Source organism: Streptomyces sp. NPDC047706, from assembly GCF_043204795.1.
In the GTDB taxonomy this organism is placed as follows: Bacteria; Actinomycetota; Actinomycetes; order Streptomycetales; family Streptomycetaceae; genus Streptomyces.
The window spans coordinates 366,616-392,260 of sequence record NZ_JBIDCW010000001.1 but is presented as its reverse complement, the minus strand read 5'-3'; the positions used below and the strand labels follow the sequence as shown (position 1 = coordinate 392,260).

Sequence of the window (25,645 nt, the reverse complement as noted above, 5' to 3'; positions counted from 1 at the left end):
TTCATGGGCTGCGGCCCGTACCCCAGTCGGCGGGGGTACGGGCCGCGCGCGTCCGTCAGGTCGTCACGGCCTGACGGAGGTCCGCCGCCAGAGCCATGGCGTGCTGGACGACGCCGATCAGGACGTCCTTGACCGACTCCCGGTCGCGGGCGTCGCACAGCACCAGGGGCACGTCTTCGTCCAGGTCGAGCGCCTGCCGTACGTCCTCCGCCGGATAACGGTCCGCGCCCTCGAAGCAGTTGACGCCGACGACGAACGGTATGGAGCGCCGTTCGAAGTAGTCGACTGCGGCGAAACAGTCCTCCAGCCTGCGGGTGTCGGCGAGGACGACGGCCCCGAGCGCGCCCTCGGAGAGCTCGTCCCACATGAACCAGAACCGCTGCTGGCCGGGTGTGCCGAAGAGGTAGAGGACGAGGTCCTCGCGCAGTGTGATGCGGCCGAAGTCCATGGCCACCGTCGTGGTGTGCTTGCCTTCCACGCCGCTGGTGTCGTCGACCGGGCGCCCGGCTTCGGTGAGCAGTTCCTCGGTGCGCAGCGGCCGGATCTCACTGACCGCGCCGACGAGGGTGGTCTTGCCCACCCCGAAGCCACCGGCCACCAGGATCTTGAGCGTGACGGGCTCGACCGGGGGCTTGCCGCGCTCAGATCGCCCGAAGATCATCGATCTCTTCTCCTGCTCGATGGGGGTCGGGGGGCGGTGGCCCGTAGCCTCCGCCGCCGGGGGTCTCGATGACGAGCACGTCGCCGGGTCCGACGTCCGTGGCGTCGCTTCCGCCGAGTGTGCTGATCGTGCCGTCCGCGCGCTCGACGCGGTTGGCGCCCAGGGCACCGGGCTCGCCGCCTGCCATGCCGTACGGGGGAATCCTGCGGTGCTGGGAGAGCGTGGAGACGGTCATCGGCTCGTGGAACCGGATACGGCGGACGGCGCCGTCCCCGCCGCGCCACCGCCCCGCACCGCCGCTGCCGCGCCGGACCGAGAACTCCTCCAGCTGGACGGGCAGGCGCCACTCCAGGACCTCGGGATCGGTCAACCGGGAATTGGTCATGTGGGTCTGCACGACGCTCGCGCCGGGGAAGCCGTCGCCCGCTCCGGATCCGGAGGCCAATGTCTCGTAGTACTGGTGGCGTTCGTTGCCGAAGGTGACGTTGTTCATCGTTCCGGAGCCTTCCGCCTGCACGCCGAGCGCGGCGTAGAGGGCGCCGGTGACGGCCTGGGAGGTCTCCACGTTGCCGGCGACGACAGCGGCGGGCGGGGCGGGCGAGAGCATCGAGCCGGACGGCACGATGATGCTGATCGGGCGCAGGCAGCCGTCGTTGAGGGGGATGTCGTCGTCGACCAGGGTGCGGAAGACGTACAGGACGGCCGCGTTGACCACCGAGTACGGCGCGTTGAAGTTGCCGGCCAGCTGCGGTGACGTACCGGTGAAGTCCACCGTGACGGCGCGGTTTTCGCGGTCCACGCGCACGCGTACGCGAATGACGGCGCCTGAGTCGGTCTCGTAGGCGTACTCACCGTCGTCGAGGGCTTCGACGACGCGGCGCACCGCTTCCTCCGCGTTGTCCTGGACGTGCCGCATGTACGCCTGGACGACGTCGAGGCCGAAGTCCTCCATCATTCTGGTGACTTCCTCGACGCCCTTGTGGTTGGCGGCGATCTGGGCACGCAGGTCGGCGAGGTTGGTCGTGGGGTTGCGTGAGGGGTGCGGCGCCTCGGTGAGCAGGCGGTGTGTCTCCTCCTCCCGGAAGCGGCCGTTCTCGGCGAGCAGCCAGTTGTCGAAGAGGACGCCCTCCTGCTCGATGGTGCGGCTGCGCGCGGGCATGGAGCCCGGGGCGATGCCACCGATCTCCGCGTGGTGGCCGCGCGAGGCGACATGGAAGAGGATCCGGTCACCCTCCGTGCCCGCCGATCCGGCGGTGTCGAAGACAGGGGTGATCACTGTGACGTCGGGGAGATGGGTGCCGCCGTGGTACGGGTCGTTGACGGCGTAGGTGTCCCCCGGCCGCATGCCGGTGCCGCGCCGCCGGATGACCTCTTTGACGCTGGTCCCCATGGATCCCAGGTGGACGGGGATGTGTGGGGCGTTGGCCACGAGGTTTCCGTCCGGGTCGAACAGGGCGCAGGAGAAGTCCAGACGTTCCTTGATGTTGACGGACTGCGCCGTGGACTCGAGCCGGGCGCCCATCTGTTCGGCGATCGACATGAACAGGTTGTTGAAGACCTCAAGGCGAACCGGATCGGCTTTCGTGTCCAGTTCGGAACTCTCTGTAGTTGCCGCGCGTTCCATGAGCAGATGCCCGTCGTCGGTCGCCGCGGCCCGCCAGCCGTCGTCCACGACGGTCGTCGCGCCGGCCTCGGTGATGATCGCCGGTCCGGTGACGGTGTCGCCCGGGGGCAGGTCCTCGCGGCGGTGGAGGGGTACGTCGCGCCAGGCGCCGCCGCTGTGGAGGCGGACGGTGTCAGGGGCGGCGGGGCGGCCCGCGCGGGCTGCCTCGTAGGGAGCGAGAGCGGACAGATCGGGGGGTTCGGTGATGCCGGTGGCTTCCACGGAGAGGGCTTCGACGACGACCGGGCGGTCGAGGGTGAAGGAGTACGTGGCGCGATGACGTTCTTCGAAGGCCTGCTTCATGGTGTCGGGGTCGGTGAGTTCGACGGTGAGCGTCGTGTCGGTGCCGTCGTAGCGGAGCTGGGCGCGCCGGGTGACCTCGATGCGGTCCTCGGGGACGTCCTCGGCAAGGAGTTCGGCGCGCGCCGCGGACTCCAGGTCGTCGGCCGTCTTGGTGACGCCGGGCATGGAGGCGGTTTCCAGTGGTGCTTCGACGGACTGTTCCCGCATGGCGGTGGTGTCGGCGAGGCCGATGCCGAGCGCGGAGAGGACACCGGCCATGGGAGGTACCAGGACGGTGCGGATGCCCAGCAGGTCGGCCACCATGCAGGCGTGCTGCCCGCCCGCACCGCCGAAGGTGGTCAGGGCGTAGCGGGTGACGTCGTGGCCCTTCTGCACGGAGATCCGCTTGACGGCGTTGGCGATGTTGGCGACGGCGATCTGCAGGTAGCCCTCGGCGACCTGCTCGGGCGTGCGGTCGTCGCCGGTCCGCTCGCGGATCTCGCGCGCGAGACCGGCGAAGCGCTCGCGGACGAGGGGCGCGTCGAGGGGCTGGTCGCCGTCGGCGCCGAACACGTGGGGGAAGTGATCGGGCGGGATGCGGCCGAGCATGACGTTGGCGTCGGTGACGGCGAGGGGGCCGCCCGCGCGGTAGCAGGCGGGGCCGGGGTCTGCGCCCGCCGAGTCCGGCCCTACGCGGTAGCGGGAGCCGTCGAAGTGGAGGATCGAGCCGCCCCCGGCCGCGACGGTGTGGATGTCCAGCATGGGCGCACGCAGCCGTACACCGGCGATCTGAGTGGTGAAGACGCGTTCGTAGGCCCCGGCGAAGTGGGACACGTCGGTGGAGGTGCCGCCCATGTCGAAGCCGATGACGCGGTCGAAGCCGGCCAGCTGCGACATGCGCGCCATGCCGACGATGCCGCCCGCAGGCCCGGACAGAATGGCGTCCTTGCCGCGGAACTGCCCCGCTTCGGCAAGGCCTCCGTTGGATTGCATGAACATGAGCCGGACGCCTTCGAGCTCGTCGGCGACGTGCCGCACGTAGCGGCGCAGCACCGGCGACAGGTAGGCGTCGACGACGGCGGTGTCTCCGCGAGGGACGAGTTTCATCAGGGGGCTGACCTCGCTGGACAACGAGATCTGGGGGAAGCCGATGCGATCGGCCAGCTCCCCGACCGCCTGCTCGTGGGCGGGGTGCAGGTGGCTGTGCATGCAGACCACGGCGACGGCGCGGATCCCGTCGTCGTAGGCCCGGCGGAGGGGTTCGGCGAGGGCGTCCAGGTCGGGTGCGGCCCTGACGGTGCCGTCGGGGGCGATGCGCTCGTCGAGCTCGACGACCCGTTCGTGGAGCAGCTCGGGGAGCTCGATACGGCGGGCGAAGATCTCTGGGCGGTTCTGGTAGGCGATCCGCAGGGCGTCACGGAAGCCGCGTGTGATCACGAGCAGGGTGCGCTCGCCCTTGCGCTCCAGCAGCGCGTTGGTGGCGACCGTGGTCCCCATGCGCACCGCTTCGATCGCGTCGCCGGAGTCGGACAGGAGCTCGCGCACGCCGGCCACGGCCGCGTCGGAGTACCGTGCCGGATTGTCGGACAGCAGCTTGTGGATCATCAGCCGTCCGTCCGGGCGCCGCGCGACGATGTCGGTGAAGGTGCCGCCCCGGTCGACCCAGAACTGCCAGCCTGTCACGTCTCCACCTCGCTTCCGCGCTGGTCACAGCGCCCTGAGGCCGTTGATCACGTCGCGCAGAATGCTCTCGTCCGGCAGCTCGGCCGGAGGCACCGGCCGTGTCACATGGACGAGCTCCGCGTCCGTCAGGTCCCCTACGAGTACCCGCACGACACCGATGGGCAGGTCCAGCCCGGCTGCGAGTTCGGCGACCGACTGCGGCATGTCACGGCACATCTCGACTATGTCCACGTGTTCCGGGGACAGGGTCGTGTCCGGTTCCGGATCGTCCACATGGGGCTCCGTGACGACCACCGCGATCAGATCCAGGCGGTGCTGGGCCGCATGGCTGGTGCGGCCCCGCGTCATGGCGTAAGGACGGACGACCGGTCCTGCTTCGTCGTCGAACCAGTGGCTTCGTGCCTGACCGTCTGCGCTCATGCCGTCCCACTACCCGCCCGAGGGCAGATCGGTGCGCGAAGCAGCGCCCAGATGCACGCCGACCCGCTTCACGAGGAGCGTCATCTCGTAGGCGACCTGGCCGACGTCCGAGTCGGCGGCGGACAGGACGGCGAGGCAGCTGCCGTCACCGGCGGCCGTGACGAACAGGAAGGCGTCGTCCAGTTCCACGACCGTCTGGCGGACGCTGCCCGCCTCGAAGTGCCGGCCCACGCCTTTGGCGAGGCTGTGGAAGCCGGAGGCAACGGCGGCCAGATGCTCGCCGTCCTCCCGGGTGAGGTCCTTGGACACCCCCGTCGCCAGACCGTCGCCGGAGAGTACGACGGCCTTGCGAATGCTCGCGACGCGGTCCACCAGTTCGTCGAGGAGCCAGTTGAGCTCGCCGGACCTTCCGTTCGCGGTGTGGCCGGTCGCTTTCGGTGCGGTCATCGACCGTCCCCCTTTGTCGTTCCCTGTGGTGCTGTGCCGCGCGGGACGTCGTCCCCCGCGGCGTTCTCCTGGCGGCCGCGCTGCCAGCCGCGCTGGAGCGAGGCCATACGGCTGCGGACCTCGTCGGCGTCCCGTTCGGCGGGCGCCGCCCGGTCCTCGGTACGGCGCGGGTCCTGCTTCAGCTGGGGCGCCAGACTGGCCTGGCGGACACGGCGGGGCAGGGCGCCGCTGCCTGACGGCGCTGACCCGGGCTCGCCGGGGCTCGGGCGCCCTGCCGTGCCGTCCTGGCAGGGGTCATGGGCCTGGGGCTCGCCGGCATCGCTGATCCGGCCCAGCGCGGACTCGGCCCCCTCGGGGCTGTGCCCGGCGGCTGCGGTGTGGGTTCCGGTGTCGTCGGACAGGGGGCTGGGCCATCCCCGGAAGTCCGTCGCCTCTACGGAACCCGTCGCCTCCGCGGAGCCCCCCGTCTCAGAGGCTTCCCTCGCCTCCGCGGAGCCCCCCGTCTCAAAGGCTTCCCTCGCCTCCGCAAAGCCCTCCGTCTCAAAGGCTTCCCTCGCCTCCGCGGAGCCCCCCGTCTCAGAGGCTTCCCTCGCCTCCGACGGGTCCCGTGCCTCGGAGCTGCCGCCCAGAATCGCGGGTGGGCGCTCGGAGGGCTCGCCGGTGTCGCGCTTCGCGGGCTGCTCCGGGTCGCCGAGGTGGGCGGCGGAGCCTGCGGTACGGCCGAGGGGTGAGCCGCCACGGCGGCGGGTCGGCAGGGGTGGGGTGCGGTCCTGCTCGGAGCGCCGCGGGCCGGGGCCGGTCGCGTGCTCCTCGTCGGCTTCCGGGCGCCGGAAGCGCTGGCCGGTGACCGGGCGACCGTGCGAGCTGACCAGCTTGGGTGTGCGGCGGCGGGGCAGCGGCACCGGGGGGTTGACATGATCGTCGCCCTCGGTGCGGTCGGATATGCCACGATCCTCGGACCTGGACGGCTTGTCCCCGTCGGCAGCAGTGAGGCCGCGGCGCGGGCGGAACAGGCCCCCGCGTGCGCTCTCCTCACCTTCGAGTGCGCCCGGGAAGTCGTCGATGGCGTCAAGGTCCACGGGGCCCTCCAGCTCGACCGGCCCATCCAGCAACGCGGGAGGCAGCACGGGCAGTTGAACCGGCGCCTGGGAGAGCGCCGTCCTGCGGCTCTCCTCGGACCCGGCCTCCCTGGACGGGCGTGGGCGGTCCAGACGGAAGCCGACGCCGTTGGTGTCCGGTACCTCGTCCGTCAGCAGCGAGTCCGGGATGAAGACGACGGCCGTGGTGCCGCCGTACGGGGAGGGCTGCAGCGAGACCCGGACGTTCTGCCGCTGTGCGAGCCGGCTGACCACGAAGAGCCCGAGCCGGTCGGTGTCGGACAGCTCGAACTCCGGAGTCTCGGCAAGCCGGAGGTTGGCGTCCAGCAGGGCCTCGGCCGCCATGCCGAGGCCGCGGTCGTGGATCTCCAGGGTGAAGCCGTTTGCCACGCGCTCACCGAGGACCTGGACTGCCGTGTGCGGTGGGGAGAACACGGTGGCGTTCTCCAGGAGTTCGGCCACGAGGTGGGTGAGGTCGGCGACCGCCGGGCCGGTCACAGCGATGCGGGGCAGGCGGCGGACCTCGATGCGTTCGTAGTCCTCGACCTCGGCGACGGCGGCCCGGACGACGTCCATCAGCTGGACGGGCTTGCGCCACTGCCGGGAGGGCGCGGCGCCGGAGAGAATCACCAGGCCCTCGGCGTGCCGCCGCATACGCGTGGTGAGGTGGTCGAGTCGGAAGAGGTCGGCGAGTTCTTCGGTGTCCTCGGTCCGGCGCTCCATCGTGTCGAGCAGGGTGAGCTGCTTGTGCAGGAGCACCTGGCTTCGGCGAGCGAGGTTCACGAAGACCTCGGACACGCCGGCACGGAGTTCGGCCTGCTTGACGGCGGCTTCGACGGCGGCGCGCTGCAGGGTGTCGAGAGCCTGGCCGACCTCGCCGATCTCGTTCCTGTCGAACTCCAGGCGCGGGACCTCGGTCTCCACGTCGACCTGCTCACCCACGGACAGGCGGCGCATCACGCTGGGGAGCCGGACGCCGGAGGCCTCGTGGGCTTCGAGACGGAGCTGGCGCAGGTCGCGTATGAGACCGCGGCCGATGCGTATGGAAACGATGAGCGAGAGCAGTACGGCGACCAGGCCGAGGACACCTGCCACCACCGCCTTGACGATGATGCCGGTGGCGATCGGGCGGACGCGGTCCTGGTAGCGGTCCGCCGCCTCGTCGTCGAGGTTGCCCAGTTCGTCGAGTACGTTGCCGGCCACGCTGTCCCAGGTCTGCGCCGAGACACCGCCTGTGCCACCCGAGGAGGAGGCCACGGTGGACTCCTCGGCCACGCGCAGTGGCGCGGTGGCGGCGTTCTTCCAGAAGCGCTCGTAGCGCTCACGCTCCGAGCTGGGCAGCATCGGCAGGCTGGTGTCGTAGAGGACGTTCCGCTGAGCCACGAGGTCGGAGATGTCACGCGTCTCGGCGCGGGAGAGCTTGCCGACGACCAGGGAGGAGCCGAGGAGGGCGTCCTCACGGGAGAGGAGTTCCCGAGCCCGGACCATGTTGACGAGCGCACGGTACTGGGTGTCCATCTCCACGTTGTCGACGACGTGGAGGTCGCCCAGGAGGACGAAACACGGGTCGACCAGGCGGTTGTAGAGGTCGAGGGCCTGGGAGCGGTCGACCGTGCCGTCCTCCACGCTCTGACGCAGGGACTCGATGCCGTCGAACGCGTCCAGGACGGCGGTCAGCCGTTCGCCCGCGGTCTCACCGAGGTCGTCACGCACCTTCGCACTCGAGGCGTTCCTGCGGACCGTGGCGACGGCTTCGTCGGTGGCGGCGCGACTGCGTCGGAGCGCGGCGAGCCCGTCGGAGGCTCGGGGATCGGCGAGATGGACCAGGGTCTGGCGTCGTTCCTGCTGAAGGACCCGGACGGTGTCCTCGACCGGATAGCCGATCTTCTCGACGACGGACGCAGCGCTGAACAGCTGTGCCGCCTCGCGGCCCGTGAGTACCGTGGCGAAGGCCCAGATCGCGCTCAGGGCCAGCAACGGCACGAGAAGCAGCGCCACGATCTTCCGGCGGATGGACTTCCCGCGAAAGCGCATGGCCTCCCCCAGCTCGCCCCCACCGGCAGGGGGTACACATGTGCGTCAACAAGCGGCGCGAGCCTACTACCGACGCACCCGCAACTCGAAGACCGTTCCGGACGTCGAGCTTCCGGATGCCTGCCGGACAGGGGGAGTTGTCCCTTCATTGCAGGAGATTCCCGCCCCCGATCGAGCGCTCCCGGGGAAGCCGGATCCGATCGGCAAGCCCGGGTGTTTGGCCGGAATTTTTCGTTCGTTGGGAATCATCGAAGCGCACCGTTCGTCCTTCTCTACAGGAAATGGGGGCGGAATCGGCCACAGGAGCCGCATCCTGCACCCGGGCGGCGTAAAGCAACGCAAGCCGGGCAGCCAATGGGGAGTCGGGTCTTCGGACCGGGGAAATGGGTCTGCTGGCGGTGGGGAGTGACACGGTGATGGGCACGGCGGAGCGGCAAGAGGCACCCACGAAGGGCGCGGTCGCACAAGTGACGGCGCAGCGGGGCCCCGAGGCGCCGGATCACGACATTCACACGGGCGGACCGGCGTTGCTGGAGGGGGACCTGGCCACGGAGACGACGGAGCAGGGCGGAGGGAAGGCCGAGAGCGGGGGAACGGCGGCACAAGCGAGCGCGGCCCGTCCCTCGGAGAGGAACGCGCCTCAAGAACGGCCCGGTTACCGGCCCTTGTGGATCGAGGAGCCCGCCAAGCGGCGCAGGCTGCCGGACCCGGTGCGGGCGGCGGCCGTGCGAGCGGTGCTCATCGTCGCCGTGACGCTGATACAGGCGATGGTGGCTTTCCTGTGCACCCTCGCCGGCTCCTGGCTCGCGTTTCCGATGGTGCTCAGCAGCATCGCCAGCACGGTCGCGGCGACGTGGAGTGTGCTCGACGTCTGGGTCACACGTCAGGTCTGGAACCAGCGCAACGGGGTGGTGTCGATGCCGAGCAGCACGGCACGGGCACTACGGCGCGAACGCCGCCGGGCCAGGCGCCAGGCACGGGCAGCCGAGCGGACGCAGGAGCGGATACACGGGCGGGGTGCTGGGCAGTTGTCGCACCCCTGAGACATCGGCTCGGCTGGTCGGCCCAGATCGGTAGGCCGGCCGGTACAGCTGGCCGGCCTTGCGGGTGCCTCGCGTACAGAACCTGGACGCGCCCCGGCGATCACCGCCGGCCGCTCCGGCCCGGTCGACCTGCGCACGCTCGACAGCGGCGAGACGTGTGCACGTTCGGCCCGCTAGACCGGCCGCTTGAACATCCGCGTCGCCGTGATCTCGCTGTGCACCGTCTCACCGGAGCGCGGCTGTTGCGGCAGCCCCGGCCTGAGGTGTTCCTCGACGCTGATGTACTTCAGGCCCGCTCGCAGGTCGGCATCGTTGCGCAGCCGGATGACCAGCGGGAACTCGGCCAGCGCCGTCGTGTCGAACAGGCCGGTGGTGTACAGAAGCTGCACTCCCAGGGCGTCGGAGACAGCTCGCTGGAGTTCCAGCAGGTACGTGGCGTTGGCGCGGCCGATCGGGTTGTCGAGGAAAAGGGTGCCGGCGTGCCGGTGCCGGTGCCGGGCCCGGCCCCGGTCGTTGGAGCGCAGCGCGGCCATCGTGCAGTACAGGGCGATGGCCGCGGTGAGCAGCTGGCCGCCGGAGAACACGTCGCCCATCTGCCCGACGGGTACGCGCTCCGCACGCAGCACGGCGTCCGGCTTGAGGATCTCGACGGCGACGCCCTTGGGCCGGAGGGCGGCGGCCACGCCCCGCAGCAGCAGGGACATGCCGTCGCGGCGCAGGTCGGAGTTCTTCTTGACGGCGGCCTGGGTCGCCTCGTCGACGACCTCGCCGAGGCGCTCGGCGAGGGTGGCCTGGTCGGGCTCCTCGAAGCGGATCCGAAGGAACTCCTGCCCCGACCACTCGCCGAGTCCTTCGGGCAGCCGTGACAGCCGCTGCGCGGAACGCAGGGTGGCAAGCGCCGACTCGACCAGCCCGCGCAGCCGGTCCACGATCGAGTCCCGGTTGCGCTCCAGCTGCTCCAGCTCGTCGGTGAGGACCCGCAGCCGGGGCGCGAAGGCGTCGGCCCACTTCCGCGCGTGTTCGGGCAGTGCGGAGGCGGGCAGCTCGCGGATCTGCTGGCGGGCGGGCGTGCGTACCTGCTCGTAGCGGGTGGAGTTGGCGTGCCGGACGAGGATGTCGCTCGCCTCGCGCACGGCGGCCTCGGCGGCGGACAGGTCGCCGGCGCAGCCGCGCAGCGAGCGGCGGGCCTCGGCGGCGGACTGCCGGGCGTCCTCCAGACCGCCCGGATAGGGCTCCGGCACGTCCTGCTCCTCGTCACCGGCGGGCTCGCGCAGCAGGTCCCGCAGCAGCGCGGCGATCTCGTCGAAGCCGCTCGCCGCGTCCTCGGCGGCACGGTGCGCGTCGAGCAGCTCGCCGTGCGCCTCGCGGGCCTGGGTCAGCGCCTCGGCGCGGGAGGCGAGTTCGCCGGTGGCCGTACGCAGCAGTGTCTGCGCGTGCTCCGCGTCGCGCGGCTGGAGTTCCCCGGGCAGCTCGGTGTGCGCCTCGCCCTCTTCGGGAGCGTTCCGTTCGGCCTCGCCGCGCAGCCGGCCGAGCTGCTCGCTCGCGCTGGACATCCGGGTCTCCAGGAGCTGGACGAGCTCCTCCGCGCGCGCGGCGGCGGCCTGCCGGGACGGCCCGTCGGAACCGTCGGGGGACTGCAGCAGCTGTTCCGCGCGTGTGCGGACCTTGTTGCTCAGCCGGTCCAGCTCCGCCCGCGCCGCGCTCTCGTCACTCTCCGCCCGCGCCTGCTCGGCCCGCAGATCGGCACCGACGCCGACCTTCTCGTAGACCTGGGACGCCGCCCGGTACGCCTCACGCAGAGCGGGCAGGGCCGTCTCGGGCGCGCACGCGTCGTCCTCGACTACGTCGTCGGGTGCGCCGGCGATCTCGGAGCGCTCGGCGCGCAGCGCACGGGCGGTGCGGCGGGTGTCGTCGGCGGCCCGCTGGGCGGCACGCCGGTCCTCGTCGGCGGCGCGGGCCCGCTCCAGGCAGGTCTGTGCGAGGGCCTCGGACTCGGCGGCCTCGTCGGCGAGTTCGCGCAACTTGACCTGCCAGCCGGCCCGTTCGCGCAGCCGGAAGGCGAGCCCGGCGAGGGCGTCGGCGGAGCGGCGGGCCTTCTGCGCGGCCTCCTGCCGCTCCTCGCGCACCTGTGCCGCTTCCGCGGCGGCTTCCTCGGTCTCGGCCCGCGTGGCTCGCGCCTCGGCCAGCTCGGCCTCGCTCTCCTCGGCGAAGGCCCGCGCCTCGCGCGTCACCCGCGCCAGCTCCGCCAACCGCCCGGCCGGGCAGCCCGTACGCCAGGACGCGAGCCGCGCGGCGAGTTCGCGGTCCTTGCCGAGCCGGGCCGCGAGCGCGCGGATCTCCTCGTCGCGCTCGGTGGCCCGCGCGCGCAACGCCCGCCGCTCCTCGTCGGCGGCGTGCTCGTCGTGCATGGCGGGGTTGGGCGGTACGAGGAAGACGTCGCCGTCGCCCGACGTGTCCGGGGCCGGGGTGGGCGCGAGCAGGGCGGCCGCCGTGCCGACCGCCACGGCGGAGCGGGGCAGCAGCGCGGCGTCGCCGAGCGCGTCCCGCGCGCGGGCGTGCGAGGCAGGGTCCGTGATGATCACGCCGTCCACCAGCTCGGGCCGGGCGGCCAGCACGCGCGCGTGGTCGGCGGGGTCGACGGCCTGCGCGAGGTAGCGCCAGCCGGGCAGGGCAGGGATGCCGTGCTCGCCGAGGAACTCCACGGTCGCCAGCACGTCGGGGCCGGGCGGCAGCAACCCTCCGTCGCCGAGCGCGCCCAGGATGCGGGCGTCGTCGGCGGCGGCGGTGCGCAGCTCGAAGAGCTGGCGCTCGGCCGAGGACACGGTGTCGTCGAGCAGTTCGCGCAACTCGTCGGCGAACCCGTCGAGTTCCTCGGGGGTGAGAGCGCCTTCGGCGACAGGGCGCGGGGTCCTGGGGGTGCCGTGGCGCGGGTGGGACGCCCGGGAGGCCGGGTCCGTGCCCGCCGCCCGCCCGTCCGTGTCCTCGGCCGGCTCCGACGCGTCGGCGGGCGCCGGCTCGCCGGAGCCGCGTCGCCCGGACCCGGCTCCCGTCGCGCCGTCGGCACCCGCTCGCGGCGCGGGCACACCAGCGGACGCCGCGCCACCGGACGACGCCGCGCCGCCGGACGTGAGGGGCAGGCTGAGCAACTCCGCGAGCCGTTCCTCCGCCGCCAGGGCCTCGGCGGTCCGCCGCTCACCGTCGTAGGCCCGCTCCGCCGCGGTCGCCGCATCCGCCGCGCGGGCCGCCGTCAGCTCGGCCCGGGACTCCGCGGACGCCGCCTCCCGCGCTTGCTCGCTCGCCCGGCGCGACGCCTCCCGTGCCGTGTCCCAGGCGGCCACCGCCGCCTTCTCCGCGTCGCTGGCGGCGAGGGCGGCACGGGCCGGGTCGGCGTCGGGAGCGCTGTCGTCGAGCCAGCCCGCGCGCACCGCCTCGGCGGTCTCCTGCTCGACCTCGGTCAGGCGCTGCCGGAGGTGCCCCACCTCGCTGCGGGCGCGCTGCGCCTCGGTGGCGGCGGTGGTGGAGTCCCGGTACGCGCGGTCGCTGACCTCCTGGAGTGCGGCGGAGCGCTCCTCCTCCTCGTTCGCGAGCGCCTCGGCGCTCTCCGTCGCGGTGTGCAGGGCCCGTACGAGGTCCACGGCTGCCCTGGTCCGCGCGGCGAGCGCGGGAGCCGCGTCCCGTTCGGCCTCCTGGATCGCGGCGGCCACGCGCGCGACCCGGTCGGCGGCGGCGCGATGGCGCAGCACGGCCTCGGCGGCCTGCCAGGCCGAGTGCAGGGTTCGCGCGTCGGCGAGCTCACGTTTCTGCGCGGCCGCCGACTTCTCGGCCGCGGCCAGTGCCAGGGACGCGTGCCGGTAGGCGAGTTCGGCGGCGATCAGCGCGCTGCGGTCGCGCGCGGACTCGGCGTGGGTGACGGCGTGGGCGGCGGACGTGACCCGCTGGGCGAGGTCGGCGGCCCGGACCCGCTCCTGGGCGCCGCGCGCGGAGAGCCGCCGGGCCAGCGTGCGCGTCCGCCGCTCGGCCCCGGCGTGGATGTCCCGCGCGCGTGTGCGGGCCTCGGCTGCCTCCACGATCCGCCCGAGCAGATCGACCGACCCCGCGGTGAAGTCCCGCTCGGCGATCAGTTCGGCCCGCCGCCCGAGCTTGTTCCCGAAGCCGCTGACCAGGTCGGCGAGCCCGTCGGTGTCGCGGGTGTCGGTGACCGCGCGCAGCAGCAGGTCGGTGAAGTCGGAGTCCTTCTTCACCGCGAAGAGACCGGCTGCCTCGCCCTCGTCGGCGTTCATCTCCCGCTGGTAGCGGAAGAGTTCGGGGTCGAGGCCGAGGTCGCCGAGGTGCTCGGTCCAGCGCTCGTGGATCTCCTCCCAGTGCACTTCGAGATGTGGATACGTTTTCCCGGCGTCGGTGAGCGCGTCCCTGAACCCCTTCATGGTGCGCCGCCGTCCCCGCGCGCCCGATTGGCCCTCCACGGAGGGCCGTACGGCGGTGGCCTCGGCGACGGGCAGGTTGTCCAGGGTGAGCCCCGGTCCGGGCCGGAAGGAGTACCAGGCCTCGGCGAACTTCCGAGGGTCGTTGGAGACCTGACGCCCGCGCCACTCGCTCACCTTGCCGACGACGACGCACTCGCCGGTCAGGACGTGCTGCCACTCCAGCACGACATGCCCGCAGTCGTCCGCGAGCAGGAACTTGCGCAGCACACCGGAGCTGGCGCCGCCCAGCGTGTTCCGGTGCCCCGGCAGCATCACCGAGAAGATCAGCTTGAGCAGCACGGACTTGCCGCCGCCGTTCTCCAGGAACAGCACCCCGGCGGGCGCGGGCCGGCGCGGCGGGCCGACCGGCTCCTCCTCGAAGAACTCCGCCTGCGTCGGCGCGGGGTCGGGCACGGACTCGCCGACACCGCGCAGGTCAAGCACGGTGTCGGCGTAGCGCGCACCGGCCGGCCCGATGGAGTAGAGGCGGACCCGGGACAGCTCGTACATGGCGGACTCTCGTAAGTCTTCGGCAGATCAGGGAAGTTCAGGGCGGCGCGGGATATCAGGCGGAGTGGAACGGAAGTCCGGCATCGGCCACCAGGTGCAGGTCGTCGCCCTCCTGCGGGGGCAGCAGCGTCGGCGTGCCGTCGGTCACCGGGACGACCCCCAGCTCCAGCAGCTCGGCCATGGCAGCGCTTGCGGCCATGTCCCGCACCTGGAGCTGGTAGCGGGCGGTCGTGCGGTAGGTACCGCCGTTGTCGTCGCCCGTCCGCTGCAGGAAGCCGGAGTCGGTGAGGAAGGCCACGGCCTTGCCGACGATGCCGGTCGTGGACCCCGCGAGGCGCCGCGCGTCCTTGGTGGCACCGGTGGCGCTGCGTCTCACCCAGATCCGCCAGGCGGCCTCCAGGCCGGGCGCGTCGGTCGCGGGGTCGGTGTTCTCCCCCTGCTCCGCGGCCCGCTCCTCCAGCCGCCGGCAGGCCTGTCGTACGAAGGCGTCGACACCGTTGACCGTCGCACGGCCGATGTAGCCGTTGTCGGCGAGGTCCTCGGGGCGCGGGAACGCCATGGCGGCGACGGCCAGATGCGCGAGTCCATGCAGGAACCGGTCGCCGGAGTCGGCGGCCGTACGGCGCGCGTAGTCGCCCATCCGCACGGCGAACACGGAGTCCTCGGCGGCGGTCACGGCGATCCCGGCGCGCGGGGACACCTCCAGTACGACCAGGCCCAGCCCGGTGGCCACGGCGTCCGCGAGCCGCGCGAACGCCGGATGCTCGCGATACCGCCGCAGCAGGTCGGCGTACTCCTGGTCGCGCGCGGGCAGCAACTTCGGCTGCAGCCCGAAGGCGACGAGCCGCGCCGCGTCGGCGGCGTCGGCGGGGGTGACGCCGGCGCTCACCGCCGTCCCCGCGCCCTCCGGCTCCACGTGCTCGCTCACGACTGCAACTCCTCAGTGGTCATCACGCGGCCTCCGTCCGCTCCGCCGTCATCCCCGCCGCGTCCAGCAGGGCCGTGCCGACGATCAGGTCGGCCCCGCCGAACTCGGGATCGTCCAGCTCCGTCCCGTCGTCCACGGAGAACAACAGCTTCTCCTCGCCCTGCCGATACGCCGTCCCGACCGGCGGGCTGGCCGCGTGGACCGCCATCAGCGCCACCAGGTACGGCAGCTCGGGATCGGTCCGGCGAGCCTGGGCCAGCAGCCCCGACAAGCGTCTGGGCGCGTCCGCCGGAAGGTCCAGCAGCGCGTTCGCCGCGGCCAGTTGGTCCTCGCTGAACCGGCTGTCGTCCGGTGTGGCGATCAGGTCGGGCTCCGGCATCTCCGCCCCGAGGTGCTCGCGCTCCACCGGCGGCGTCAGGAGTATGTCGACCAGGTCCCCGACCCGGACGGTCACCGGCGTGCGCAGGCCTGTGCCCTTCGCGAAGAAGGCGTCGGTGACACGGATCGCCTGCTCCAGCGGCAGCGGCAGCACCGGCGCGACCAGGTGCCCGTACAGGTCGATGCCCGCCGTGGACATCGGCGTCGCGAAGGCCTGGCGGTCCTGCTCGGCGCGGAACAGGGGCCCGGCCTCCAGCAGTCGCGACTGCAACTGGGTGTGCCGCCGGATGCAGTCCTTGACGATGTCGACCAGCTCGGCGGCCCGCCGCTTGTGCTCGGGGTCCTCCGACTCGTCCCGTGCCCTGCGGATGTTGGTCAGGATGGCGTTCTCGTGCCGGTACCGGTCGGCCACGTGGTCGAGCGCCTCGGCGATCATGTCGGGCACGGTGCTGAGCCAGTCGACTGCGCGGACGTTGCGCCTGGTCGCCTCCAGGGCGCGGCGGAGCGTCTCCGAGTACTGCACGGTGCGGTACCGCGCCTGCTCGGCGGCCAGTTGCGCATCGGCCAGCCGGCCGCGGTTGATCAGAACCTCCAGCTTGACCTCTGCCGCGATCTGGGCGCTGGTGACATCGGTGTCCAGGGCGCCGACGAGGACGTTCACCGCCTCGTCGGTCGTGCGGAGGTAGACGCTGCCGCCGGGCCCTGGCACCTCCTCGATCAGTTTGAAGTCGTAGTCCCGCCGGACATATGCCCCATCAGGTGCGAAGGTGCCGTAAACCGCCCGGAATCCACGGTCCACGCTGCCGACGTTGATGAGGTTCTCCAGGACCCAGCGCGCGACCCGCTCATGCTCGGCGGCCGGCCGCCGCGGCGCCTGCGCCGCGATGCGCGGGACGAGCCGGGCCACCACCTGGTCGTGGTCGGCGCCGGTGTCGAAGTCCATGTTCAGCGTGACGAGGTCGATCGCGGCGAGGGCGACCTCCGCCATGCCGTAGACCGAGTACTCACCCGCGAGGTTGGCCTTGCGCGCGTCGAGGTCGTGCAGCGGCGCGGTGCAGGCGAGCGCGCGCAGCCGCCGCGCCAGTCCCTCGTCGGCGGCCGGTCCCGGGGCTGGGCGCGGCCCCGCGCTGAACTGGGGCGGAACACTGTCCGTCGATGCAGGCGAAGTCACGGTGCACAGATTAGGTCCTCGGTCTGACAACAGCCCAAACGGCGCAGATGCCGCCCGGCGTCACGACGGTCGCGCCGGGCCGCGGGATGTGTCCTGGGCGTCGTCGCCCACCCGCCGACGGTAGACCTCCACGACTCGCTTCAGGGAGTCGTCGAGGTACACCTCCAGCAGCCGCTCCGCCTCGCGCCTGTCGCCCGCCTGAAGGGCGTGCAGGATCTGCCGGTTGCGGGTGAGGTAGGGCTCGTGCAGCCGTCGCGGATCGTCCACGACGTGGAAGGCGAGCCGCAGTTCGGCGAAGACGCTGCGCATCAGCTCGTCGGTGCGCTCGCTGGCGGCGAGGGCGACCAGTTCGCGGTGGAAGTGGATGTTGGCCGTACCCAGGCCTTTCCAGTCGTGCTCGACCGCCGCCCGCTGCCCTTCCGTCACTGCCGACGCGAGCCCTTCCAGCGCGTAGGGCGGCTCACCGAGCCCCCGGACGACGGCGCACTCGACCAGGCGGCGGGTGCGGTAGATGTCCTCGACGTCCTCCACGGCCAGGACCCGGACGAAGACGCCCCTGTTCAGCTCGTGCACCAGCAGACGTTCATGGGTGAGCAGCCGGAAGGCCTCGCGCAGGGTGTTGCGGGAGACGCCGAGCGCCCCGCCGATGCTGTCCTCGGACAGCCGGGTGCCGGGCGGGAAATAGCCCTCGGCGATACGGCTCCTGAGGATGTCCGACACGCGCTCGGCGGTGCTGGTGCGCCCCAGGAGGGCCCGGTCGCCGGCCAGTCCCGTCAGCTGCTCTGCCATGCCCGGAATTCAATCGCAGATACCAGAACGAAACAACACGAGTATTGAGGGATCGTTGAACGATCCTCTACGTTGCTACGAGCGGTGCCGCCCCCTCCCTCAGGCGGCGGCACCGCCACGCTTCCGCACGGCTCAGTCCGCAAGCACCCTCCGTCCCCCCTCTGCGAGGTGCCCATGAGCACGACCCCTCCACCGCCGGCCCCGACCACCGGCGCCCGCCCGGAAAAGAGTGAACAGAACGACGGTGACGGCGCGTTCGGCTGGCTGCGCGCACTCGGCCCGCGTGGCCGCCGCGCTTTCGCCGGCGCCTTCGGCGGCTACGCGCTGGACTCGTACGACTACTTCACTCTCCCGCTGAGCATGGTCGCGCTGGCCGCCTACTTCAGCCTGGACAGCGGCCAGACGGGCCTGCTCACCACCGTCACGCTCGTCGTGTCCGCGATCGGCGGCGCCCTCGCGGGCGTGCTGGCGGACCGGATCGGCCGGGTCAAGGCGCTGATGATCACGGTCGTCACGTACGCCGTGTTCACGGTGGCCTGCGGCTTCGCACCCAACTACGAGACGCTGCTGGTCTTCAGGGCCTTGCAGGGCCTGGGCTTCGGCGGCGAGTGGGCGGTCGGCGCGATCCTGGTCGCCGAATACGCGAGCGCCAGGCACCGGGGGCGCACGCTCGGCGTGATCCAGAGTTCCTGGGCCGTCGGCTGGGCCCTGGCCGCGATCGTCTACACGCTGGTCTTCTCGTTCCTCGACGAGGACCTGGCCTGGCGCGTGATGTTCTGGACCGGCGCGCTGCCGGCGCTGCTGGTCATCTGGATGCGGCGTCGCGTCCACGACGCTCCTGGGGCGGCTGCCACACGGGAGAAAAGCCCGCAAAAAGGTTCATTCGCGGCCATCTTCAAGCGGGACACGGCCGACACGCCGGGCCTGCTGCGCACGACGCTCTTCGCCGTGCTGCTCTCCACCGGCGTCCAGGGGGGCTACTACACGCTGGCGACCTGGGTGCCGACGTACCTCAAGACGGAGCGCGACCTGTCCGTGGTGGGCACCGGCGGCTATCTGACCTTCCTGATCTCCGGCGCCTTCGTCGGCTATCTCACGGGCGGCTACCTCACCGACAAGCTGGGCCGGCGGCGCAACATCTGGCTGTTCGCCCTGCTGTCGGCGGTCTGCATCCTGGCGTACGCGAACATCCCCGGCGGCGCCAACACCCTCGTGCTGGTGCTGGGGTTCCCGCTCGGGTTCTGCATGTCGGCCATCTTCAGCGGCTTCGGGTCGTTCCTGAGCGAGCTGTACCCGACCGCCGTGCGCGGCACGGGGCAGGGCTTCACCTACAACACCGGCCGGGCCGTCGGCGCGGTCTTCCCCACCACCGTCGGGTTCCTGGCGGACAGTTGGGGTGTGGGCGGCGCGCTCGTCTTCGGTGCGATCGGCTACGGACTCGCGGCGCTGGCGCTGCTGGGGCTGCCCGAGACGCGAGGCAAGGAGCTGGTGTGAGGCGCGCCGACGACCGCCCCCTGGCCCTCGTGGACGAGCACGCGCGCGCGTGGACCCCGGAAGCGGCCCGGACCCGCTTCCGCGCGGGACTGGCCGGCCCCACGGCCGGGGTCGCCGCCGGCCACACCCAGGTCAACCTGGTCGCGGTGCCCGCCGAATGGGCCTGGGACATGCTGCTGTTCTGCCAGCGCAATCCCAAGCCGTGCCCGGTCCTGGACGTCACGGACGCCGGTTCCTGGACGACCGTGCTCGCGGCCGGCGCGGATCTGCGCACCGACCTCCCGCGCTACCGAATCTGGCAGGACGGCGAGTTGGTGGACGAACCGACGGACGTTCTCGCGCACTGGCGGGACGACTTGGTGTCGTTCCTGATCGGGTGCAGCTTCACCTTCGAGTGGGCACTGTCCGCAGCGGGTGTGCCGCTGCGCCATGTCGAGCAGGGAAGGAACGTGCCGATGTACGTGACGAGTCGTCAGTGCCGTCCGGCGGGGCGTCTGAGCGGGCCCATGGTGGTGTCCATGCGCCCGGTGCCGCCCTCGCGGCTCGGGGCTGCGATCCGGGAGAGCAGTCTGCTCCCTGCGGTGCACGGCAGCCCCGTGCACTGCGGTGACCCGTCGGCGCTCGGCATCGACGATCTCGACCGGCCCGACTTCGGCGATCCGGTGACCGCCGATCCGGACGACATCCCGGTGTTCTGGGCCTGCGGGGTGACCCCGCAGGCGGCGGTGATGGCCTCCCGCCCGCCGTTCGCCCTCACCCACGCACCGGGCCAGATGTTCCTCACCGACGCCCGCGACGACCAGTACCGCGTGGCCTGAGCAGCCAAGGGGACCCCATGACCGCGATCGATCTGAACGCCGACCTCGGCGAGGGCTTCGGCCGCTGGCGGCTGACCGACGACGAGCAACTGCTGTCCGTCGTCTCCAGCGCCAACGTGGCCTGCGGCTTCCACGCCGGGGACGCGGCCACCATGCGGCGGGTGTGCGAGCTGGCCGCCGCGCGCGGAGTGACGATCGGCGCTCAGGTCTCCTACCGCGACCTGGCCGGGTTCGGGCGGCGCGCGATGGACGTGCCGCCCGCCGAGCTGGCGGCCGAGGTGGCCTACCAGATCGGGGCCCTGGAGGTGTTCGCCCGCGCGGCCGGGGCCCGGGTGGCCTACGTCAAGCCGCACGGCGCCCTCTACAACCGCGTGGTGCACGACGAGGAGCAGGCCGGTGCGGTCGTCTACGGCGTGCTCCTCGCGGACGGCTCGCTGCCCGTGCTGGGGCTGCCCGGCTCGCGACTGCTGGCACTCGCCGGGAAGGCGGGGCTCGCGGCGGTCCCGGAGGCGTTCGCGGACCGCGCGTACACCGACGAGGGCACCCTGGTGCCGCGCGGCCGCGAGGGCGCCGTCGTGACCGATCCCGAGGCCGTCGTGGCACGGTCGGTGGGCCTGGCCCGTTCCGGGACGGTCGTCTCCCACTCCGGGGCCCGCATCGGGATACGCGCGCGGTCCCTGTGCCTGCACGGGGACACCCCCGGCGCGGTGGAGCTGGCCCGGCGGGTGCGCCGACAGCTCGAAGAGGCCGGTGTCCGGGTGGAGGCCTTCGCATGAGGGTGCTGCCGGTCGGCGACGACGGCCTGCTCGTGGAGGTCTCCTCCGGCGACCACGCACAGGCGCTGCACGCGGAGTTGCTGCGCCGCCGCGCCGAGGGGTCGCTCACGGTTCGCGACATCGTGCCCGCGGCCCGTACCGTCCTCCTCGACGGCCTGACGGACGCGCTCCGCCTGGCTTCCGAGCTGGCGGCCGCCGCCGTGCCCCCCGCTCCCCCGCGCGCGGGGGAGGTCGTCGAACTCCCGGTGCGCTACGACGGCCCCGATCTGGCGGACGTCGCCGCCCTGTGGGGCGTGAGCGAACGGGAGGTGGCACGCGTTCACGCCGGGACCGAGTTCCGGGTCGCCTTCTGCGGTTTCGCCCCCGGCTTCGGCTACCTGACCGGTCTGCCGCCGCGCTACGACGTCCCGCGCCGCCCGACCCCGCGCACCGCCGTCCCGGCGGGTTCGGTGGCGCTGGCCGGCCCCTACACGGGCGTGTACCCGCACGCGTCCCCGGGCGGCTGGCAGCTGATCGGCAGCACGGACGCGGTGCTGTGGGACCACGCACGCGTGCCCGCCGCGCTGCTGGCCCCGGGCACGCGCGTGCGGTTCGTCCCGGTGCGCGCCGATCACCAGGGTCCGGTGGTGGGGCACCGATGACGGACCGCGCGCTCGCCGTCGTACGCGCCGGGGCGCTGACCACCGTGCAGGACCTGGGCCGCCCCGGTCACGCCCACCTCGGCGTGCCGCGCTCCGGGGCCCTGGACGCGCCCGCGGCGGCCCTAGCGAACCGGCTGGCCGGCAATCCGCCCGAGGCAGCCGTCCTGGAGACCACCCTCGACGGCTGTGCCGTCCGGCCGCGTTCCACGGTCACCATGGCGGTCACGGGCGCGCCCTGCCGGGTCACGGTGGACGGGCGGCCGGTCGCGTGGTGCGCGCCGCTGCGGGTGCCCGCGGGCGCTGTCCTGGACGTCGGCGCGGCGGTGCGCGGGGTCCGCGGCTACGTGGCAGTCCGCGGCGGCATCGCCGTCGAGCCGGTGCTCGGCAGCCGCTCCACGGACCTGCTGTCGGGGCTCGGCCCGCCGCCCCTCACGAACGGCGCGGTACTCCCCCTGGGGCGGATGAGCCGCCCCTACACGCGCGTGGACGTCGCTCCGCAGCCGGCGCCACCGGCGGAGCTGGTCCTGCGGGTGACGCTCGGTCCCCGCGACGACTGGTTCACGCGGGAGGCCGTACGAATGTTCACGTCGCGCGCGTACCGCGTGTCCGCCGCGGGCAACCGCATCGGGCTGCGCACGGAGGGGCCCGCCCTGCAGCGGGCCCGTCCCGGCGAACTCCCCAGTGAGGGCATGGTCCTGGGCGCGGTCCAGGTCCCGCCCGACGGCCGGCCGGTCGTCTTCCTCGCCGACCACCCGACGACCGGCGGCTACCCGGTCGTCGCGGTGGTCCGCACGGCCGACCTCCCGGCGGCCGCACAGGCGGTACCGGGCACACCGGTGCGCTTCGTGGCGGTACGCCGTCGCTGACACACCGTGGCTCCCGTGGGAGTCCGGTCCTACGCCGCCTCCGGCTCGGGCTGCGGCTCGGCGACCGGACGCTGCTCCGCGACGGACCGCTGCTCCGTCACCGCACACTGTTCCGCGACGGCCCGCTGCCCAGGCGACGGCGTCTGCCCGGCCCCCGCCCGCCGGCCCGGTGCGGACCGCTGCTCGGCCCCCGCCCGCTGCTTCACGACCGCGCGCTGGTCCGGCCCCGTCCGCTGGCCCGGCATCGAGAGCTCTTCGGGCAGGACGAGCTTCCCGGACTCGGGACGCTGTCCCGGCCTCGTTTCCGGCGCCGACAGTGCCGCCAGCGCCATCGACACCGCGGTCGCAGATCGCAGGTCGAGCCGGGCGCAGGTGCCGCGTGCGCGGTGCCGCATCTCGACAGCGGCCAGGCGCAGCAGCTGAGGCAGCAGATCGTTGCATCGCCGCAGCACCCAGGCGGTGCCCGCAGTGGCGAGCCACAGCAGGCTCGCCGACCTGGTGGGCGGCGGGAACTCGGGCTCGGCGGGCGGCGCGTCGCCCGTGGCGATCCCGGCGTCCGCCAGCAGCCCGTGGAACCGGACGGCCAGCTGGCGGTGACCCCGCTCCCCCGGGTGCAGCCGGTCCGAGGACCACATGGCCCGGTCGCCCACCCAGTCCCCCTCGGCCGCGTGCAGGTGCAATGCCCCGTACCGCTCGGAGAGCGCGTGGACCACGGTGTTCACCGCGCGCTGCCGCCGGGCCAGCGGGTTGGCCAGCACCCCGGGCAGTCCCAGCATCGTGCCGGGGTCGGGCAGGCAGGCGGTCAGGACAGCCGTGCCCTGCCGGGTGAAGGCCGCGTAGACCTTGTCGAGGCGCTCGGTGATGTGGTGGATGTCGAAGGTGCGGCGCAGCGTGTCGTTCACGCCGACGAGGACGGACGCGACGTCCGGCCGCATCTCCAGCGCGGCGGGCAGCTGGGTCTCCAGCACGTCTCGGGTCTGCGCCCCGCTGACCGCGAGGTTGGTGAATTCGGCGGGCGGCTCGGACAGGCCGCCGGCGAGCAGCGCGGCCCAGCCGCGCCACCCATTCCCCACGGGATCGCCGACCCCCTCGGTCAGCGAGTCCCCGAGGGCGACGTAACGGACGGCTCTCATGCCGCGCCCTCCGCACGGGCGAAGGGGCGCTCGGGCACCGCGGCGTCGTGCGTGGCGAGGAAGGCGTCCACCGCCGTACCCCAGCCGAAGCACTCCGCACGCGCGCGTGCCGTCTCCCGGCGCTCACGCTCGGGCCGGTCGAGCAGCATCTCCACGGCGTCCGCGAAGGCGTCCCCGTTGTCCGCCGCGGTGGCACCGGCGGACCCGATGACCTCGGGCAGCGCGGAGGAGGCGCTCGCCACCACGGGCGTGCCGCAGGCCATGGCCTCCAGCGCGGCGAGCCCGAACGTCTCGGCCGGCCCGGGGGCCAGGCACACGTCCGCGGTGGCCTGGAGCGCGCCGAGCAGGCTGCGGTCGGCGACGTGCCCGAGGAAGGTCACCGGCAGGTCGCGCTCCTGCGCCCGCTTCTCCAGGCCGGGGCGCAGCGGCCCGTTGCCGGCCACCACGAGCACCGCGCGCACGCCGCGCTGGCGCAGTGACTCCAGGGCGTCCAGGGCGGTGCCCGGCCGCTTCTCGACGGACAGCCGTGAGCACATCACGAGCAGCTTCTCGTCCGCCCGCGCGTGAGTGTCGCGCAGCGCCGCGTCGCGCAGGGTGGGGCGCCGGTTCATCAGGTCGACACCCAGGGGCGCGCGTACGACGTTGCGGGCCCCGATCCGGATGAACTCCCGCTCGGCGAACTCGGTGGTGCACACGACCTTGGAGTAGGTGTGGGCCGTGCGCACGTTGAGGGCGTCGGCGGCGCGCCGCGAGACGTTCTCCGACAGGCCCCAGGTGCGCAGGACGCCGTCGGCGGTCTCGTGGGAGACCATCACGGCGGGTACCCGGGCACGCCGCGCCCACTTGCCGGTCCACCTGAGCGTCGTGCGGTCGGAGACCTCCAGGCGGTCCGGGCCGAGCTGCTCCAGGAGGGCTGCGACGCGGCGCTTGTCGAGCAGAACGCGGTAGCCGCCGGTGCCGGGCAGCACCGGTCCGGGCAGGGTGATCACCCGGCCCTGTTCGGTGTCCCGGTCGCTGTACCGCTCGCCCGGCACGATCAGGACCGGATCGTGGCCCGCGAGCTTGAAGCCCTTGCCCAGCTCCCGCAGCGCGGTGCGCAGGCCGCCGGATGCGGGGGCGACGAAGTTCGCCAGCCGGACGATGCGCAGGGACGTGTTCATGCCGCCACCGCCGGCTTGCGCGCGTCGAGGACGGCCTCGTAGTGCACGATCAGCTGGTCGCCGATGGCCGCCCAGGTGCGGCCCTCGACCGTGGCGCGGGCGGTGGTCCCGAAGGACCTGCGCAGCGCCGGGTCGGCGGCCAGGGCGGCCACGGCGTCCCGGACGGCGTCCGCGTCGCGCGGGGGCACCAGGATCCCGGTGCGACCGTGGTCGACCAGGTCCTTCGGGCCGCCGGCGGCGGGCGCGACCACGGGGACACCGCTGGCCATGGCCTCCTGGACGGTCTGACAGAAGGTCTCGAAAGGTCCGGTGTGGGCGAAGACGTCCAGCGAGGCGAAGATCCGGGCGAGGTCGTCACCGGTACGGCGGCCCAGGAAGACCGCCCCGGGCAGCGCCTCGGCAAGGCCGGGCAGGCTCGGTCCGTCGCCGACGACGACCACGCGCACGCCGGGCAGCCCGCAGACCCCGGAGAGCAACTCGACGTGCTTCTCGGGCGCGAGCCGCCCGACGTAGCCGACGATCAGCTCGCCGTTCGGGGCGAGTTCGCGGCGCAGTGCCTCGTCTCGCAGTTCGGGGCGGAAGCGGGCGGTGTCGACACCGCGCTGCCACAGGTGCACGCGGGGGACGCCGTGGGCCTCCAGGTCGCCCTGGGAGGCACTGGAGGGCGCGAGGGTGCGGTCTGCGGCGGAGTGCACGGAGCGGATGCGCCGCCAGGCCGCGGCCTCACCGGCGCCGACGTAGGTGCGGGCGTACCCGGCGAGGTCGGTCTGGTAGATGGCGACGGCGGGCACGCCGAGCCGGGCCGCCGCGGCCATGCCCCGGACGCCGAGGATGAAGGGGCTGGCGAGGTGCACGATGTCGGGCTGGTGCGAGATCAGCGCGGCGGCCAGGCGCCGGCTGGGCAGGGCGACCCGGACCTGGGGGTAGCCGGGGAGCGGGAGCGAGGGGACGTGGACGACGGGGCAGGGCGCGAGGGCGTCCGCCTTGTTCCCGGGCGCGGGGGCCGGGGCGACGACGATGGGAGCGTGACCGCGATCGACGAGGTGTCGGGCGGTCTGGAGCGCGCAGTGGGCCACGCCGTTCACATCGGGGGGAAAGGATTCGGTCACGATGACGACACGCATAGGGCTGTTGTCGCCACGCTGGACGTGGCCGCGTCAACGTCGATCTTTCCGAACGGGGAACGAT

The 25,645-nt window shown here is 73.0% G+C and carries 17 protein-coding genes and 1 pseudogene; 6 read left to right on the top strand and 12 right to left on the bottom strand.

The features are described 5' to 3' along the window. Window positions 1–55: 55 nt before the first annotated feature. From ACGF8A_RS01840 to ACGF8A_RS01820, 5 genes are read right to left on the bottom strand one after another with little or no spacing between them, the layout of a single operon-like run. Window positions 56–661, bottom strand: coding sequence for an ATP/GTP-binding protein (locus ACGF8A_RS01840; RefSeq protein WP_393103135.1), 606 nt, complete (start codon window positions 659–661; stop codon window positions 56–58). Further along, window positions 642–4,289, bottom strand: coding sequence for a hydantoinase B/oxoprolinase family protein (locus ACGF8A_RS01835; RefSeq protein WP_393103133.1), 3,648 nt, complete (start codon window positions 4,287–4,289; stop codon window positions 642–644). The genes ACGF8A_RS01840 and ACGF8A_RS01835 overlap by 20 nt, the downstream gene beginning before the upstream one ends. Window positions 4,290–4,313: 24 nt before the next feature. Further along, on the bottom strand, window positions 4,314–4,709 hold the full coding sequence (locus ACGF8A_RS01830; protein WP_393103131.1) for a DUF742 domain-containing protein: 396 nt from the start codon (window positions 4,707–4,709) through the stop codon (window positions 4,314–4,316). 9 nt (window positions 4,710–4,718) lie between these two features. Then, the gene (locus tag ACGF8A_RS01825) at window positions 4,719–5,156 is read right to left on the bottom strand and encodes a roadblock/LC7 domain-containing protein (protein ID WP_393103129.1); all 438 of its coding nucleotides are present in this window, start codon (window positions 5,154–5,156) and stop codon (window positions 4,719–4,721) included. Further along, window positions 5,153–8,287 carry a nitrate- and nitrite sensing domain-containing protein gene (locus ACGF8A_RS01820; RefSeq protein ID WP_393103127.1) on the bottom strand — a complete coding sequence of 1,045 codons (3,135 nt, stop codon included), beginning with the start codon at window positions 8,285–8,287 and terminating at the stop codon, window positions 5,153–5,155. Before ACGF8A_RS01820 ends, ACGF8A_RS01825 begins: the two co-directional genes overlap by 4 nt. A gap of 383 nt (window positions 8,288–8,670) precedes the next feature. Here ACGF8A_RS01820 and ACGF8A_RS01815 point away from each other — a divergent pair, with 383 nt between their 5' ends. Beyond that, window positions 8,671–9,330, top strand: a complete 660-nt coding sequence (locus tag ACGF8A_RS01815; RefSeq protein WP_393103125.1) for a hypothetical protein — start codon at window positions 8,671–8,673, stop codon at window positions 9,328–9,330. A 173-nt stretch (window positions 9,331–9,503) separates the two neighbouring features. Here ACGF8A_RS01815 and ACGF8A_RS01810 read toward each other — a convergent pair whose 3' ends face one another. From ACGF8A_RS01810 to ACGF8A_RS01795, 4 genes are read right to left on the bottom strand one after another with little or no spacing between them, the layout of a single operon-like run. Further along, window positions 9,504–14,303 (bottom strand): hypothetical protein, encoded by a 4,800-nt coding sequence (locus tag ACGF8A_RS01810; RefSeq protein ID WP_393103123.1) that lies wholly within the window; start codon window positions 14,301–14,303, stop codon window positions 9,504–9,506. A 55-nt stretch (window positions 14,304–14,358) separates the two neighbouring features. Then, a complete protein-coding gene (locus ACGF8A_RS01805; protein ID WP_393103121.1) occupies window positions 14,359–15,231 on the bottom strand; it encodes a hypothetical protein in 873 nt (290 codons plus the stop codon). 22 nt (window positions 15,232–15,253) lie between these two features. Then, window positions 15,254–16,780, bottom strand: coding sequence for a hypothetical protein (locus ACGF8A_RS01800; protein ID WP_393103119.1), 1,527 nt, complete (start codon window positions 16,778–16,780; stop codon window positions 15,254–15,256). 60 nt (window positions 16,781–16,840) lie between these two features. Next, window positions 16,841–17,569: a GntR family transcriptional regulator gene (locus ACGF8A_RS01795; RefSeq protein ID WP_393103117.1), complete on the bottom strand. Its 729-nt coding sequence runs from the start codon at window positions 17,567–17,569 to the stop codon at window positions 16,841–16,843. 174 nt (window positions 17,570–17,743) lie between these two features. Here ACGF8A_RS01795 and ACGF8A_RS01790 point away from each other — a divergent pair, with 174 nt between their 5' ends. Genes ACGF8A_RS01790 through ACGF8A_RS01770 form a run of 5 tightly spaced genes read left to right on the top strand, consistent with a single transcriptional unit; the run spans window position 17,744 to window position 22,164 of the window. Continuing rightward, a complete protein-coding gene (locus tag ACGF8A_RS01790; protein WP_393103115.1) occupies window positions 17,744–19,063 on the top strand; it encodes an MFS transporter in 1,320 nt (439 codons plus the stop codon). Beyond that, complete coding sequence (locus ACGF8A_RS01785) at window positions 19,060–19,881, top strand: putative hydro-lyase (RefSeq protein ID WP_393103113.1); 822 nt, start codon at window positions 19,060–19,062, stop codon at window positions 19,879–19,881. Before ACGF8A_RS01790 ends, ACGF8A_RS01785 begins: the two co-directional genes overlap by 4 nt. Before the next feature lie 17 nt (window positions 19,882–19,898). Next, window positions 19,899–20,657: a LamB/YcsF family protein gene (locus ACGF8A_RS01780; RefSeq protein WP_393103111.1), complete on the top strand. Its 759-nt coding sequence runs from the start codon at window positions 19,899–19,901 to the stop codon at window positions 20,655–20,657. After that, window positions 20,654–21,298, top strand: a complete 645-nt coding sequence (locus tag ACGF8A_RS01775; protein WP_393103109.1) for an allophanate hydrolase subunit 1 — start codon at window positions 20,654–20,656, stop codon at window positions 21,296–21,298. The genes ACGF8A_RS01780 and ACGF8A_RS01775 overlap by 4 nt, the downstream gene beginning before the upstream one ends. Next, window positions 21,295–22,164, top strand: a complete 870-nt coding sequence (locus ACGF8A_RS01770) for a biotin-dependent carboxyltransferase family protein (RefSeq protein ID WP_393103107.1) — start codon at window positions 21,295–21,297, stop codon at window positions 22,162–22,164. The genes ACGF8A_RS01775 and ACGF8A_RS01770 overlap by 4 nt, the downstream gene beginning before the upstream one ends. A gap of 293 nt (window positions 22,165–22,457) precedes the next feature. On the opposite strand, the pseudogene ACGF8A_RS01765 reads toward ACGF8A_RS01770, so the two are convergent. From ACGF8A_RS01765 to ACGF8A_RS01755, 3 genes and pseudogenes are all read right to left on the bottom strand, one after another. Beyond that, a pseudogene (locus ACGF8A_RS01765) lies at window positions 22,458–23,297 on the bottom strand (SGNH/GDSL hydrolase family protein); the annotation flags it as partial. Beyond that, window positions 23,294–24,457, bottom strand: a complete 1,164-nt coding sequence (locus ACGF8A_RS01760; protein WP_393103105.1) for a glycosyltransferase — start codon at window positions 24,455–24,457, stop codon at window positions 23,294–23,296. The gene ACGF8A_RS01760 and the pseudogene ACGF8A_RS01765, both read right to left, overlap by 4 nt. Next, on the bottom strand, window positions 24,454–25,581 hold the full coding sequence (locus tag ACGF8A_RS01755; protein WP_393103103.1) for a glycosyltransferase family 4 protein: 1,128 nt from the start codon (window positions 25,579–25,581) through the stop codon (window positions 24,454–24,456). Before ACGF8A_RS01755 ends, ACGF8A_RS01760 begins: the two co-directional genes overlap by 4 nt. Between the last annotated feature and the right edge of the window lie 64 nt (window positions 25,582–25,645).

Bases quoted from the DNA above. Each gene is read 5' to 3' on its own strand.
- ACGF8A_RS01820 (WP_393103127.1), bottom strand. From the start codon at position 8,287: ATGCGCTTTCGCGGGAAGTCCATCCGCCGGAAGATCGTGGCGCTGCTT.
- ACGF8A_RS01795 (WP_393103117.1), bottom strand. From the start codon at position 17,569: ATGGCAGAGCAGCTGACGGGACTGGCCGGCGACCGGGCCCTCCTGGGG.
- ACGF8A_RS01810 (WP_393103123.1), bottom strand. From the start codon at position 14,303: ATGTACGAGCTGTCCCGGGTCCGCCTCTACTCCATCGGGCCGGCCGGT.
- ACGF8A_RS01840 (WP_393103135.1), bottom strand. From the start codon at position 661: ATGATCTTCGGGCGATCTGAGCGCGGCAAGCCCCCGGTCGAGCCCGTC.
- ACGF8A_RS01815 (WP_393103125.1), top strand. From the start codon at position 8,671: ATGGGTCTGCTGGCGGTGGGGAGTGACACGGTGATGGGCACGGCGGAG.
- ACGF8A_RS01755 (WP_393103103.1), bottom strand. From the start codon at position 25,581: ATGCGTGTCGTCATCGTGACCGAATCCTTTCCCCCCGATGTGAACGGC.
- ACGF8A_RS01775 (WP_393103109.1), top strand. From the start codon at position 20,654: ATGAGGGTGCTGCCGGTCGGCGACGACGGCCTGCTCGTGGAGGTCTCC.
- ACGF8A_RS01780 (WP_393103111.1), top strand. From the start codon at position 19,899: ATGACCGCGATCGATCTGAACGCCGACCTCGGCGAGGGCTTCGGCCGC.
- ACGF8A_RS01830 (WP_393103131.1), bottom strand. From the start codon at position 4,709: ATGAGCGCAGACGGTCAGGCACGAAGCCACTGGTTCGACGACGAAGCA.
- ACGF8A_RS01760 (WP_393103105.1), bottom strand. From the start codon at position 24,457: ATGAACACGTCCCTGCGCATCGTCCGGCTGGCGAACTTCGTCGCCCCC.
- ACGF8A_RS01790 (WP_393103115.1), top strand. From the start codon at position 17,744: ATGAGCACGACCCCTCCACCGCCGGCCCCGACCACCGGCGCCCGCCCG.
- ACGF8A_RS01770 (WP_393103107.1), top strand. From the start codon at position 21,295: ATGACGGACCGCGCGCTCGCCGTCGTACGCGCCGGGGCGCTGACCACC.
- ACGF8A_RS01825 (WP_393103129.1), bottom strand. From the start codon at position 5,156: ATGACCGCACCGAAAGCGACCGGCCACACCGCGAACGGAAGGTCCGGC.